This window comes from Planotetraspora silvatica (assembly GCF_016863315.1).
GTDB classification, from domain to species: domain Bacteria; phylum Actinomycetota; class Actinomycetes; order Streptosporangiales; family Streptosporangiaceae; genus Planotetraspora; species Planotetraspora silvatica.
Map to the genome: position 1 here is coordinate 37,558 of NZ_BOOQ01000058.1, position 12,434 is coordinate 49,991.

Annotated in this window: 15 protein-coding genes; 8 read left to right on the plus strand and 7 right to left on the minus strand. The window is 68.9% G+C overall.

All coding sequences use genetic code 11. The features are described from left to right. Positions 1 to 57: 57 nt before the first annotated feature. The 3 genes from Psi02_RS36505 to Psi02_RS36515 all read left to right on the plus strand — a co-directional run bounded on the left by Psi02_RS36505 (position 58) and on the right by Psi02_RS36515 (position 2,166). The gene (locus tag Psi02_RS36505; protein WP_203980429.1) at positions 58 to 852 is read left to right on the plus strand and encodes a maleylpyruvate isomerase family mycothiol-dependent enzyme; all 795 of its coding nucleotides are present in this window, start codon (positions 58 to 60) and stop codon (positions 850 to 852) included. Between the two features lie 69 nt (positions 853 to 921). After that, positions 922 to 1,161: a hypothetical protein gene (locus Psi02_RS36510; RefSeq protein WP_203980430.1), complete on the plus strand. Its 240-nt coding sequence runs from the start codon at positions 922 to 924 to the stop codon at positions 1,159 to 1,161. Between the two features lie 387 nt (positions 1,162 to 1,548). Further along, positions 1,549 to 2,166 carry a peptidase inhibitor family I36 protein gene (locus Psi02_RS36515; RefSeq protein WP_203980431.1) on the plus strand — a complete coding sequence of 206 codons (618 nt, stop codon included), beginning with the start codon at positions 1,549 to 1,551 and terminating at the stop codon, positions 2,164 to 2,166. A 24-nt stretch (positions 2,167 to 2,190) separates the two neighbouring features. On the opposite strand, the gene Psi02_RS41265 is transcribed toward Psi02_RS36515, so the two are convergent. Further along, entirely contained in the window at positions 2,191 to 2,670 is a 480-nt protein-coding gene (locus Psi02_RS41265) for a hypothetical protein (protein ID WP_373317748.1), read from the minus strand. Positions 2,671 to 2,841: 171 nt separating this feature from the next. Between Psi02_RS41265 and Psi02_RS36525 the strand changes: the two genes are divergently transcribed. Further along, positions 2,842 to 3,462, plus strand: a complete 621-nt coding sequence (locus Psi02_RS36525) for a peptidase inhibitor family I36 protein (protein ID WP_203980433.1) — start codon at positions 2,842 to 2,844, stop codon at positions 3,460 to 3,462. Between the two features lie 202 nt (positions 3,463 to 3,664). On the opposite strand, the gene Psi02_RS36530 is transcribed toward Psi02_RS36525, so the two are convergent. The 4 genes from Psi02_RS36530 to Psi02_RS36545 form a co-directional block, all read right to left on the minus strand. Continuing rightward, a complete protein-coding gene (locus tag Psi02_RS36530; protein ID WP_203980434.1) occupies positions 3,665 to 4,009 on the minus strand; it encodes a sigma-70 family RNA polymerase sigma factor family protein in 345 nt (114 codons plus the stop codon). 76 nt (positions 4,010 to 4,085) lie between these two features. Further along, positions 4,086 to 4,526 (minus strand): SRPBCC family protein, encoded by a 441-nt coding sequence (locus Psi02_RS36535; RefSeq protein WP_203980435.1) that lies wholly within the window; start codon positions 4,524 to 4,526, stop codon positions 4,086 to 4,088. Between the two features lie 89 nt (positions 4,527 to 4,615). Beyond that, entirely contained in the window at positions 4,616 to 4,954 is a 339-nt protein-coding gene (locus Psi02_RS36540) for an ArsR/SmtB family transcription factor (RefSeq protein ID WP_203980436.1), read from the minus strand. Then, positions 4,951 to 5,415, minus strand: a complete 465-nt coding sequence (locus Psi02_RS36545) for an SRPBCC family protein (protein WP_203980437.1) — start codon at positions 5,413 to 5,415, stop codon at positions 4,951 to 4,953. Before Psi02_RS36545 ends, Psi02_RS36540 begins: the two co-directional genes overlap by 4 nt. A 201-nt stretch (positions 5,416 to 5,616) precedes the next feature. On the opposite strand from Psi02_RS36545, the gene Psi02_RS36550 reads away from it, so the two are divergent. Further along, a complete protein-coding gene (locus Psi02_RS36550) occupies positions 5,617 to 6,210 on the plus strand; it encodes a class I SAM-dependent methyltransferase (protein WP_239095466.1) in 594 nt (197 codons plus the stop codon). 89 nt (positions 6,211 to 6,299) lie between these two features. Continuing rightward, positions 6,300 to 6,827, plus strand: coding sequence for a GNAT family N-acetyltransferase (locus tag Psi02_RS36555; protein WP_239095467.1), 528 nt, complete (start codon positions 6,300 to 6,302; stop codon positions 6,825 to 6,827). Between the two features lie 60 nt (positions 6,828 to 6,887). On the opposite strand, the gene Psi02_RS36560 is transcribed toward Psi02_RS36555, so the two are convergent. Both Psi02_RS36560 and Psi02_RS36565 read right to left on the minus strand, forming a co-directional pair. Further along, on the minus strand, positions 6,888 to 7,532 hold the full coding sequence (locus Psi02_RS36560) for a protein-L-isoaspartate O-methyltransferase family protein (RefSeq protein ID WP_203980439.1): 645 nt from the start codon (positions 7,530 to 7,532) through the stop codon (positions 6,888 to 6,890). 143 nt (positions 7,533 to 7,675) lie between these two features. Further along, positions 7,676 to 10,366: an ATP-binding protein gene (locus tag Psi02_RS36565; RefSeq protein WP_203980440.1), complete on the minus strand. Its 2,691-nt coding sequence runs from the start codon at positions 10,364 to 10,366 to the stop codon at positions 7,676 to 7,678. Between the two features lie 168 nt (positions 10,367 to 10,534). On the opposite strand from Psi02_RS36565, the gene Psi02_RS36570 reads away from it, so the two are divergent. Together Psi02_RS36570 and Psi02_RS36575 are read left to right on the plus strand one after the other, a co-directional pair. After that, positions 10,535 to 11,590, plus strand: coding sequence for a questin oxidase family protein (locus Psi02_RS36570; protein ID WP_203980441.1), 1,056 nt, complete (start codon positions 10,535 to 10,537; stop codon positions 11,588 to 11,590). A gap of 213 nt (positions 11,591 to 11,803) precedes the next feature. Continuing rightward, a complete protein-coding gene (locus Psi02_RS36575; protein WP_203980442.1) occupies positions 11,804 to 12,334 on the plus strand; it encodes a hypothetical protein in 531 nt (176 codons plus the stop codon). Positions 12,335 to 12,434 lie beyond the last annotated feature (100 nt).

Sequence of the window (12,434 nt, forward strand, 5' to 3'; positions counted from 1 at the left end):
CGCGTCGGCTGTGAAAATCGCTTTCTGGTTGTCGGAGCACGGTGATAGACAGCCGGAGTGCAAAAGACCCTGGCGTTCCCCGATCTGCTGCGGCTGATCGACGAACGATCGACCGCCTTCCGCGCCGCGGTCGCCGCCGCGCCCAGCCTCGACGTGCAGGTGCCGTCCTGCCCCGAATGGACGCTGTTCGATCTGGCGCAGCACATCGGCGAGGGGCGCCGCGACTGGGCCGCCACCGTCGCCGCAGGGCCTGCTCCGGCCAAGTCCGCATGGGAGGGCGCCCCGGCCGCGCCTCGGGAGCGCGAGGCCCTGCTGGCCTGGTTGGCGGAGTCCACGGAGCAACTGGTGGACGCACTGCGGAAGGCCGGCCCGGATCGCGGTTGCTGGACGTGGTGGGAGACGTCGCAGTCGCCGCAGACCTCCGGTGCCGTAGCTCGGCACCAGCTCCAGCAGATGGCGGTGCACACGTACGACGCCCAGATCACCGTGGGTGCCCCGCAGCCGCTGCCGGCCGAGGTGGCACTCGACGGTGTCGACGAGTTCCTGCTCACCTGCTGCGCGACGACGGACGCCTGGCCGCACGAGCCCGCTGTCGTCGATTACCACGCCACCGAGGGCCGCTCCTGGCGCCTCCGGCTTTCCGCCGAAGGTGCACGGATCACCCGTCTCCCCACGTCCGGCATGATGCCCGCCACCGCTGCCGGCGAGGACCCGGACACGGTCGACGCCTCTCTCCGGGGCACGGCCGGTGAGCTGGTCCTGGCCCTGTACGGCCGTATTCCGGTGGACTCCTTGAAGCTCGACGGCGACGGACGTGTCTTCGACCTGCTCCTGGCCTGGGACCCGGAATGAACTAGGACATGAAGGTGCGCCACCTCGTGCGCCTTGCGGTGGGGCGGGCCGACTGGAAGGCTCCCACGCATGCCGATCTTGGTCAGGGCCGCCGAGCGGGAGGACGTGTCCGCGCTTGTCCGCCTGCGTCTCGCGAATGCTGAAAGGCACGTCCAACTCGATCCGGCCATCTACCGCGTGCCCGACACCGAGGCTGTGCGCAGGCATTTCGAGGAAGTGCTTGCGGCCGAGTCCAACATCACCGAGCGAACCGCCGTGCGCCACGTCACCACCGCCCATCCTGAGCGCACGGCGAAACTGCCCCGCTGACCGGGGGAAATGAGAACTCCCAGCAAGTCGGGCATCACCTGCCGCTCCAGGTCGCGACTGAGTCCGGTCGGGGCCTGGGCGGCGCCCGCGGTGGAGTTTCCAGCTGGGTTGGCCGGTCGTCTAAAGCAGATACGGCGGCTTATCCACTGAGCCCCGCCATCCGTTTCCTTGGCTTACCTTGGCTGCCCCGACTGGCGTTCCGGTTCCCGGCCTGCGACAGATGGTACCAAATTGCCTTTAAGGATTACCCGAAACTCTGACATCTATGACCGGATGTGGTCAAATGCGTTGTGAGATTACTATCGCGCTCAAAGTGCTCAAATGTTATTCTCGACCAGAACTCGGACAGGGAAGATGCGGATCGCTTTACGAAGGGGTGTTTTGTAAATGAAGCTCGGAAAGCAAGTCGCGCGTATCGGTCTGGTTGCGGGTATGGCGCTCACGGTTGCGTCGGCGGTCGCGTTCTCGGCGCCGGCCACAGCGGCGACGGCGGCATCGGCAGTTTCTTCTCCTGCCTCGGTAGCCACGTCATCGGCATCGGCCGGCTCAACGGGCGTGCCGTCTCTGCTGAGTCGGCAGGCCCGTTCGGATGCGGAGTTACGCGACCAGATCGCACTTCAGATGAAGATCGCCCCGGGGGGCAAGCAGACGAGCCTGAACGAGGTTTCGTATGACAACGGTAAGTTCGTGGTGACGTACGCTCTGCCTGGGCAGCAGGTCGCCCTCGGCGTCGCCGACTGCCCGTCCGGCTGGTTCTGCTTCTACGACAACATCAATTTCGGCTACCCGCGAGGCAAGCTTTCGTCCTGCGGCACGCAGGACCTCGCAACATGGGGCTGGAGAAACCGCATATCCTCGGTCGACAACAGCACTACCAACTCGGTCGAATACTGGGCAGATGCAAGCCCCTTCGGAACCAGGTACCTCTTCACCAACTACAACCCTGGGGCGCTCTCTAGTCTCGTCTACGACAATGAGGCAGATCTCGTGAACCGCAACTGCTGACCTCACTGCGCACGTACCAAAGGTCTAGCTAGTCGGGCTTGCGAAGCCCCGGGAAATGTAGTCCCGGGGCTTCATGCCAGGGTCGTGGTCATCCGGCCGGAGTTTCCCGGTGGCCGTTGGGGAGGGGCGTCCGCGGTTCACCCGACTGAGCCCTCTGCGGGCCCACCTCCTGGGGCTGCACGGCATGCAGAGGGCCGAACACTTCTGCCGGCATGGCGGCCAGACGAGCAGGCCGGTGATTCTGTGCATGGCGTTTCCATTGGCTGGAATCCACCTCGCCGGTAATACCGAAGGTGCCAATTCATCACATTCTGGTCCAGTTCCCTGTGAGCCGAGCTCGTCCAGGAGGATCCGGCGCGTCTTGGCCCACGCCCGCGCCTTGCTCCACTCGGAGAAACACCGGCGGATCGTCTGCCAAGACGCGCCGAAGATCGGCGGCAGTTGTCGCCAGGCGCACCTGGTGGTGGCCACGAACGATGATCGCCGCCAGAATCGGGCGGTCATCGGCCGCCGCCCTGACGCCGCGAAATGATTATCCGAAACTCTGACATCTATGACCGGATGTGGTCAAATGCGTTGTGAGATTACTATCGCGCTCAAAGTGCTCAAATGTTATTCTCGACCAGAACTCGGACAGGGAAGATGCGGATCGCTTTACGAAGGGGTGTTTTGTAAATGAAGCTCGGAAAGCAAGTCGCGCGTATCGGTCTGGTTGCGGGTATGGCGCTCACGGTTGCGTCGGCGGTCGCGTTCTCGGCGCCGGCCACAGCGGCGACGGCGGCATCGGCAGTTTCTTCTCCTGCCTCGGTAGCCACGTCATCGGCATCGGCCGGCTCAACGGGCGTGCCGTCTCTGCTGAGTCGGCAGGCCCGTTCGGATGCGGAGTTACGCGACCAGATCGCACTTCAGATGAAGATCGCCCCGGGGGGCAAGCAGACGAGCCTGAACGAGGTTTCGTATGACAACGGTAAGTTCGTGGTGACGTACGCTCTGCCTGGGCAGCAGGTCGCCCTCGGCGTCGCCGACTGCCCGTCCGGCTGGTTCTGCTTCTACGAGAACATTAATTTCGGCTACCCGCGAGGCAAGCTTTCGTCCTGCGGTAGGCAGGACCTCGCAACATGGGGCTGGAGAGACCGCATATCCTCGGTCGACAACAGCACTACCAGCTCGGTCGACTACTGGGAAGCTCTAAACTGGGAAACCGACTTGTACCTCTTCACCAACTACAACCCTGGGCCGCTCTCTTATCTCTACGACTTCAACGACAGGGCAGATGTTGTGTTCCGCAACTGTTGAACTCACCGAGCATTTAAAGCCTGATGTGGCTGGTCGCAGGGCGATCATGGATGGCGTGCCTGCGTCGTGAATCGAAGAAGCTCCTGGAGGATGCACGTCAACCAAGATCGTGGATCGCCAGGAGCTTCCGTTCTACAAGGTGGCTTCGCATAGATGAAGGCCGGGCAGCTTGCATTGCCGCAACCTCATGCTCGGCAGTGGCTCACCCCGGATCCGGCAGGTTCATCGACGCGAGCCTGGCCGGGGCGATTACGGTCGCGATGGCGACGATCCGGCCGTCGACGACGGTGAACGCCATGACCGAGAGCGGAGTTCCATCCTCGCGCCAGGAGACGAACCCGGGAAGGCCGTTGACGAGCACTGCTCGCCCTCTCGCGGCTGCGCCGGCGGCGACTCGCGCGGTTGCACCTTCGGCGACCTTGGTGGCGCCGAGGATGACGACCACACCGTTGGGGGTGTCGACGGTCAGCCTCACCTCGGGGTCAAGCACGCGCAGCAACCCCTCGAAGTCGCCGCGGCGAGCCGCCGCCAGGAAGGCCGGGACCACCTCGCGCTGCTCCCGACCGGCGGCCGTCGGATCCGCAGCCTCCGCCCCGCCTGAAGATTCGAAGTCCGTACAGGCCCTAGTGCCAGTTGCTGATCTGGACGTCGTGTGGCGCGGGCTCGCCCTTGCCGGTTTCGACCAGCTTCTTGAGGCTCATCAGGAAGGTCGCCCACTTTGTGCTGCAGTGGTACATGAACTCCACCGTCTCCTTCCAGCCTTCGTGCCGGAACAACACGATCGTGAAGCCGTCCTCCTGCTTGAGCTCGAAGCGAACCTGCGTTCCGATCCACTCCTCGGGACCGTCGACGACCTCCCAGAGCACGAGCTCGGCGGGCTGAGCCTCCAGGACCTTCATGTCGAAGCCGCCGGGCACGAAGCGGAACCGGAGGACTCCCCCGACGTCGCCGTCGCCTTCCGCGTCCTCTGTCCACCAGCTCGCCAGCCCGTCGACCGTGGTCAAGGCCGCGTAGACGTCGTCGGGAGACGACGTGACTCCGATCCTGTGCAGGATGTCCACCATCTCGACACCTCTTTCTCATGTGAGCGCCCGCATGCGGGCAGGGTTCATCGGCGCCGCCACGGACGTGGCGGCGTTCGTTCGTGAGGGGGTCAGCTCTGCTGGTTGCGCTGGATCGCCTCGGCGATCCGCTTGATGCGACGCAGCCGGGCATCCCAGGTGGCGCCGACCGACGACAGCTGCGCGATCGCGCGGGCGAGCTGTGCCTCGTCCACCGCGTAGAGGCGCTCGCGTCCGGACGGTGTGACGTGGACCAGCCCGACCCGGTCGAGTACGCCGAGATGTTTGGCGACCGCCTGCCGCGTGACCGGCAGCCGCGCACTCAGCGTGGTCGCCGTGCCGCCGCCGTCGGTCAGCAGCAGGTCGAGCATCCGCCGCCGGATGGGGTCACCCACCGCCGACCAGAGCTCGTCGTCGATGGTGAAGCTCATGGCGTCGACACCAGCCGAGCGACGTACGTGACGAGCCGGGGCAGGTAGTGGTCCCAGCCGGTGGTGTGGTCGCGGTACTGCTCCTCGAGCACGGCCGCCTCCCAGCCCTTCTCCCGGAACCCCGTCTCGGTGAAGCGCAGCAGCGTGCCCGCACCGGACGGGGCCAGATCGAAGGTCACCAGGAGCGAGTTGGCCGGTATCGCGGCCGCATCCTCGCCGTACACCCACCGGAAGGAGAACCGCCGGGGCGGGTCGGCCTCCACCACCGTGAGTGGTACGACGTGCGCCTCCGGCGTGGACCTGTCGCCGAACGAGATGACCCCGGTGGCGCCGGGCACCGGCTCGAGCTCCGCCTCGTCCGGCCACCACTCCCGCAGGTGTTCGGGCGTGCTGATGACCTCGTAGACCACCTCAGGCGTGGCTTCGACGTGGATCTCCCGTTCGATGCTGCCGTATTCCATTCCGGCCCTCCATCATCTCGCAACGTTTAGTTGCGCATGACTGTAGAGGAGTCCTCCAGTATGCGCAACCATTGGTTGCCCTAAGGGTGTGCCACGATGAGGCGGCAGGATCAGTCGCGGGAAGGGGCCGAGTTGTCGGAGCGATCAGGAACCCTTGCTGAAGATCCGTTCAATGGCCGGAACCCGACCAGTCACGAACGGATGACGGGACTGCCCTGGGACGCGTCCTACCGTGACGGCCCCGCGCCCTGGGATATCGGTCGGCCGCAGCCGGCGGTGGTGCGTCGCGCGTTCCGAGGCGGATTCGCCGGAGCGGTGCTCGACGCGGGCTGCGGGACCGGCGACAACGCTCTTCACGTCGCCTCGCTGGGATTTTCGGTTCTGGGCGTCGACGTGGCCGAGACGGCACTGGCGATCGCCCGGAAGAAAGCCGCCGACCGCGGGATCGCGGCCGAGTTCGCCGTGGCCGACGCGTTCCGGTTGGAGCGTCTGGGACGCAGGTTCGAGACCGTGATGGACTGCGGAATGTTCCACACCTGCGACGGCGACGAGCGACCCGCGTACGTGGCGAGTCTCGCGTCGGTGACCGAGCACGGGGGAACCCTCTACGTGTTGTGCTTCAGCGACGAGGGTCCCGACACCGGCCCGCACCCCGTCACTCAGGAAGAGCTGAGAGCGGCGTTCGACCCCGGCAACGGATGGAACGTCGCCGCCATCGAACCGGACCGGGTCCAGACGAGATACCACGACGACGACGGCGCACCGGCCTGGTTCGCGACGATCAAGCGGATCTGACCGCGGGACGCTCCGGCGCCGGCGTCCACGCGCGAGTCCGTAAACGATCTCGTTGCGCGTGCACACGAAGCCGCTGAGATACTTCGGCCATGGACACGAGGACGAGGGCGGACGAGATACGCCCAGGTCAGGGGACGCCCACGACCGAGCCGGGCCATCCCATGAAATGGGTGCTGCGTTCCGCAGAGCCGTCGGATGTCGAGGCGATCGCGGAGTTGCGGGCGACGGTGATGCGCCCGGACCTGGAGCGGCTGGGACGGTTCGATGAGCATCGGGTCCGGCAGCGGCTGCGGGATTCCTTCTCCCCTCAGCACACGTCGGTCATCGTGGCGGACGGCGCCTTCGCGGGCTGCGTCACCGTGCGCCCGGCGGAGGACGGGCGGTGGCTGGAGCATTTCTATCTCGTTCCGAGCCTCCAGGGCCGGGGACTCGGATCGGCCGTGCTGCGAACACTGTTGAAACGGTCGGATGCCGACGGCATGGCGGTTCGCCTGAATGTCCTGCAGGGCAGCGCCGCCCGGCGACTCTACGAGCGCCACGGGTTCACGGTCGAGGCGCAGGACCCGATCGACGTCTCCATGGTGCGACGGCCGGGTGGTGGCGCCGTCGGAACGTGACGAGAAGTGGTGTTCATGCGGGCTGTCGTCCGCATGGGCCCGCACCTGCTCACCACCTCGTCAGTCACGAGGAAAGCCGTACCGTCCGCGCAGCCGGACGAACCTGGCCGGCGTGAGGACCTGCCGGCGCCGCAGTCCGGTATCCGTACGCCGGAACAAGACGACTTCCTCCTGCCCGCCCGGTCCGATGGGTTGCACCAGGCGTCCACCGACCCGAAGCTGTTCGATCAGCGGCGGAGGCACCTCGGGAAATGCGGCGGACACGATGACGGCGTCGTACGGGGCGCGGTCCGGTACGCCGCAACTCCCGTCCCCGACGAGGAGTTCGACATTGCCGATGCCGTGCCCGGCGAGATTCGACCGCGCCCACTCCACGATGTCGGGCCACATGTCGATGCTCACGACATCGGCGGCCAGGCGGGCCAGCAGCGCCGTCTGGAAGCCGAGGCCGGTGCCCACCTCGAGCACGTGCTCGTCGCCCGCGAGGCCGAGGCCTTCGATCATCCTCGCCGACAACGAAGGCTGCGTGGTGACCTGCCCGTGAGGGATCGGGATGGGTATGTCGTGGTCGGCGACCGCGGCATCGCCGGCCGGAACGAAGTCCGCTCTCGGTATGACGCGGAGCACCCCGAGGATCCGCTCGTCGCGGATGCCCGCCGCACGGACGGCCCGGACGAGATCTGCGGGACAAGCGCCTCCGGTCATGTCCACGCCTTTATGCCCTCCGGCCTCCCTCCGACTCCTGGCCGTTCGGGGCGAGATCGGCGCACGCGACTCGCGTGGGGCGGCGGAGAGCGCCGAGCAGTGAGCACGGCCGCACCCATGTCCGGGACGGCCTCGCGGGCGGGTCAGGCGGGGAGCGTCGTGAGGAGTCGCGAGGTGTGGTCGCGCTCGAACCGCGCATCGATCCGGTGCCACCCCCGCAGCGACTCCTGAAAGGCGGCGGCGTCGCCGAGGCGACCGCGGGCGCGGGCCAGGCAGGCGGCGGCCCAGTCGTTCTCACCGGCCGCCTCGGCCGCGGCGGCCAGGTGGCGGTCCGTGTCGGGCAGGCCGGCCAGCACGGCCAACTCGGCTCCGGCGGCGCGGGCGTAGGCGGCGGGCCAGCCTGTGGGCGAGTCGGCGAAGGCCCGGGAGACCAGGGCCGCCGCGTCCTCGACGGAGCCCGTGTCCACGGCGACGCGCGCGTCCACGAAGGCGGCGAAGACCATGGAGTCGGCGGTCGGGGCGGGCGTGCCCGTACCCAGGGTCCGCTCGGCGCGGGCCCGCCAGAGCCGGTAAGCGGCGTGGTCGCCGCGCAGGCCGTGGGCGAGCGCGATCCCCGAGGCGGCGGGGAAGAGCCAGGCGGCGATCGGCATGCCGGAGCGCCGCCAGGCGTGCCACATGGGCTGGGCGCGCTCCAGGGCCTCGTCGAAGCGTCCGAGCAGCACCAGCGGCGGGATCAGCTTGGCGGCGGACCGGTACGGATGAGCGCCGAGCAGGTCGTCGTGGGTGATCTGCTCGGCCGTGGACAGCGCGGCGAGCAGATCGCCAGTGGCGAACGCACACAGCCAGGCGTTGTGGAAGGAATCGAGGATCTCCGCCGCGGAGTCCGGCCGGCGGCGATCCATCAGGCCCGTCAGTTCCATCCGCTCACGGGCGACGCGGTACGCCTGGCGGAACCGGCCCGCCCGGATCGCCAGCATGCCGCGCGTGTCCAGGGCGGCACTGATGAGGACGGGATCACCGGTGATGCGTGCCGCCGCCACGGCGGCTCCGGCGAGTGACGGGTCGGGGGACGTCTGGCAGGAACGGGGGCACCAGGCGGCGGCCGCGGCCAGGTGGGCGGCCACCACAGGGTCGCCCGAGCCGCCGATCGCGTCCGCCTGATCCAGCAGTTCGCGCAACCGCGGGCGCGGGATCGGGTCGGGGAAGCCTGAGGTGAACCTGCAAGCCGTGACGACGGCGTGGGCGAGGGCGATCACCCGGGCGTCGTCGTCGCCCTCTGCCTCCGCGTGCTCGGCGGATTCCATGAGCAGGTCGAACGCCCCGCGGGCGAGTCCCACCGCGTACACGACCTGCGCTGCGGTACGCAGGTCCGCGGCGGCGGCCGAGGCGGTGGGGGCGCGGCGTGCCGCCTCCTTGAAGTGCTCCAGGGATTCGCTGACCAGACGGCGAGCATAGGCGAGACGGCCGAGCGAGCGGGCGAGCCGGTGCGGCACCGCCCCGAGGCCCGGCGGGGCGTTCCGCAGCGCCGCGCGCAGGTCGTCGCACACGGCGTCGAAGCGGTCCCGCCACTGCCCGCCCAGGTGCTCCGCCAGCACGTGCGCGGTGTCCGCCGCCCAGCGCAAGTGAAGTTCATGGACCTCGTCCAGGTCGCCGCTCGCGGCAAGCCGGTCCAGGGCGTACGCGCGAACGGTCTCAAGCAGCCTCCAGGTGCCCGCCTCCCGGCCCCGGACGACCAGGCTCTTGTCGACCAATCTGCCCAGGAGGTCCGCGACGGCGCCCCGGGGAGCGGAGGGGGCGACTCGGCAGGCGGCCTCGAGGTCGAACGCACCGGCGAAGACGGCCAGCCGGGGGAACAGGGCCCGTTCATCGACGCCGAGCAGGTCGTGGCTCCAGCCGATCACCGCACTCAGGGAGCGGTGCCGCTCGTCCGGATGGCGGCTGCCCGCCAACAGCCGCAGTGTGTCGTCCAGCGCGGCCAGCAGGCCGTTCGCCCCCAGCGAGGCGGAACGGGCGGCGGCCAGCTCGATCGCGAGCGGCATGCCGTCCAGCCGGGCGCAGATCTCGGCGATGATCGCCGGATCGGCCGTGAAGCCGGGATCGACCGCGGTCGCCCGGTCCACGAACAGCGCCTCGGCGTCGGAGGCCAGCGGCAGCGGCGAGATCGGTACCACTTGCTCGCCAGGCACGCCGAGCCGTTCCCGGCTGGTGACCAGGATCGTCGTACCCGGGCAGTCGCGCAACACCCGGTCGGCGACACCGGCCACGGCGTCGAGCAGATGCTCGCAGTTGTCCAGGACCATCAGCCGCCGGTCTCGGCCGAGCGCGCACGCCACGGACTCCTCCAGCGACTGGCCCGGCGACTCCCGCACGCCGAGCGCCCAGGCCACGGCTTCGGCGACCTGCCCGTCTCGCACCGGGACGAGGTCCACGAACACCCCGCTCAGCGGGAGGCTCTCCGCGGCGGCCTCGGCGACGACGGCGGCCAACCGGGTCTTGCCGACCCCGCCGGGCCCGGCCAGGGTGACGAGCCGGCCGGGGCCCAGCAGAGCCAGCACGGCGTCGCGTTCATGGGCCCGTCCGGTGAAGCCGGTACGCCAGGTGGGCGCCCCGACGATCTCGCCGAGCGGCGACGGGCCGGCGTCCGGTGCCCGCCCGGCGATGGCGGCCAGCGCCCGCCGGTCCCCCACCCCGTACTTGCGCAGCAGCGAGGACACGTGGTTCTCGACGGTACGCACGGAGATGTGCAGCCGTCTCGCGATCTGGGCGTTCGACAGGTGCTCGCCGAGGAGAGGCAGCACCTCCGCCTCACGCTTCGACACCGATTCCGGGCTCATGCCACATATCTGACCGCAGTCCCCGGCATTTCGGAACTCGATTGATCATTCCCGTGCGTAGGTGGGCTCTGCGTGGCCGATGGGTGGTCGGCACGGATGTCCCCCTCCGGCGCGGCCGCGCAGACTGGTGCCGTCCGGCCACATGGCGATGCGAATGAGGTGATGGCCGTGAACGGCGGAGTACTGAACGAGGCCTACGAACGATTTCACCGCACCGGTCCAGAATGGGGAGAGGACCAGCTGACCAACCATGGTCCGATGGCCGTGGAGGTGCTGGTCCGCCGAGGGCGGGCGGACAGTGTGGACCGCTGGATGGGGGCCTACCTGGACCGGCTCGACGAGATGCCCTCCCGGACGGCCGACATCACCGACGCGGACTGGGCCGAGGCGCTCGGCGACGGGCGGCGGATCGGCGATTGGACCGCCTTCTTCAGCCGGGCACTTCAGGAGCGGCCGTGGCGCGAGGTGCTCTCCATCTGGTGGGCGCGGCTGCTGCCGGGGATCGTGGCGGGCACCACGCACGGGGTCATCAGGGTCGGGCACGTGGTGCGCGCGCTGCTCGCCGGTGCCGAGAACCCGGCCACACTCGGCGAGCTCGCCCATGGGCTGGCGTTCTGGGCGGCCAGGTCGCGGCCCGTGCCGGCCGCGGGCCCGCCCGCGGGACGGCTCAGTCCGCAGGCGGCGCTGGACATCATCCCCCGGATCCCCGACCAGAGCGGCAACGTGGCCGGCCGGTTCGGCCAGTTGCCGCACCTGCCCGGCTGGGAGGCGGCGGTGGCCGGGCTGTCCCCCGCGGCCACACCGGACGAGGTGCTCATCCGGCTGACGGACCTGGTGGCCGCGGCCACACTGCGCTACCTGGCCCACGGCCATGGACAACCGGTCCTGCTGGTGCACACCGCCACCGCGCCCAACGCGGTGCTGCACACCCTGGCCGCGCTGCCGCGTGAGCTCTGGGCGCCGAGCCTCACCGCGATCTGGACCGTCACCGCGGCGATCTACTCCGCCTACGCCCCACCCGAGGGCGCTCCGCGTTCGGCCCTGCCCTCTCCGCCCTCCGGCCCCGGCGCCGTCGCCGAGGTGCTGGATCGGGCGGTCGCCCACGCCGACGAGCACGTCATCAAGTTCACCGACACCGCGGCCGAGGTCTACACCCGCACCGGCGATCCGGATGCGCTGGCCGCCGCCCTCCATGCCGCCCGCCTCATCCGGCCCGCACCTTAGACGGCCTGCGAGCCCGGGCGTGAGCTACAGGTGCACTCCCGCCGCTCGAGTGATCCTTTCCGGGGATCGGCACAACGGATCCAGCCACGTCCAGACGTCAACGACTGACCAATTGTCAGAAGTTGCTGTGATTTAGGCGGTTTGGTCGCTAACGTTGCGGCGATCCGAAAAGGGCCCACCCCAAAGGGTCCTCTCACAGGGAGGTGGTTGGTCATGCGGCACTTTTTCGGCTTCCTCGCCGGCGTGGTCGTCGCGGCGGGTCTGCTGGTCGGGGGTGGCTGGGCGGCCCAGGAGCTGGGCCGAGGCGTCTCCGAGAACCTCGACCCGGTCTCAGAACCGCGAATGCTGATCGCTCTCGGCGTGACGGCCGTGCTGGGCGTGCTCGTCGGCCTGCCGCTGGCCATGCGGGCATCCCCGCTGGTGACGTTCGTCCCGGCCGTGGCGCTGCTGGCCTGGACCGTGGTCTACGCCCTCGACGTCTCGTCCGCCATCGGCATCGCTCCCACCGGCGCGGCCGTACACCCGGAGCTCGCGCTGGCGGGCAAAGGCATGATCACGCTGCTGTCCACCGGCGTCTACGGCCTGCTCGGCACGGCCATGTTCATCCCCATTCTCATGCCGTCGCGCTGGCCGGCTTCTCCACGGGACGAGGAGGAGGAGCCGGAGGACAAGAAGGAGGAAGAGGAAGAGACGTTCGGCTTCTGGGGCAAGGCCGAGACCCCGTTGGCGACCCCGCGGAAGTAGTGCAGGCGCTCGGGGGCCGGCGACCGGATCACCTCGAGCGCCCACTGGTCGGGGTCCTCGTCGGTGCTGATCGGTGCGAAGTGTGCCGATGCTCCAATCG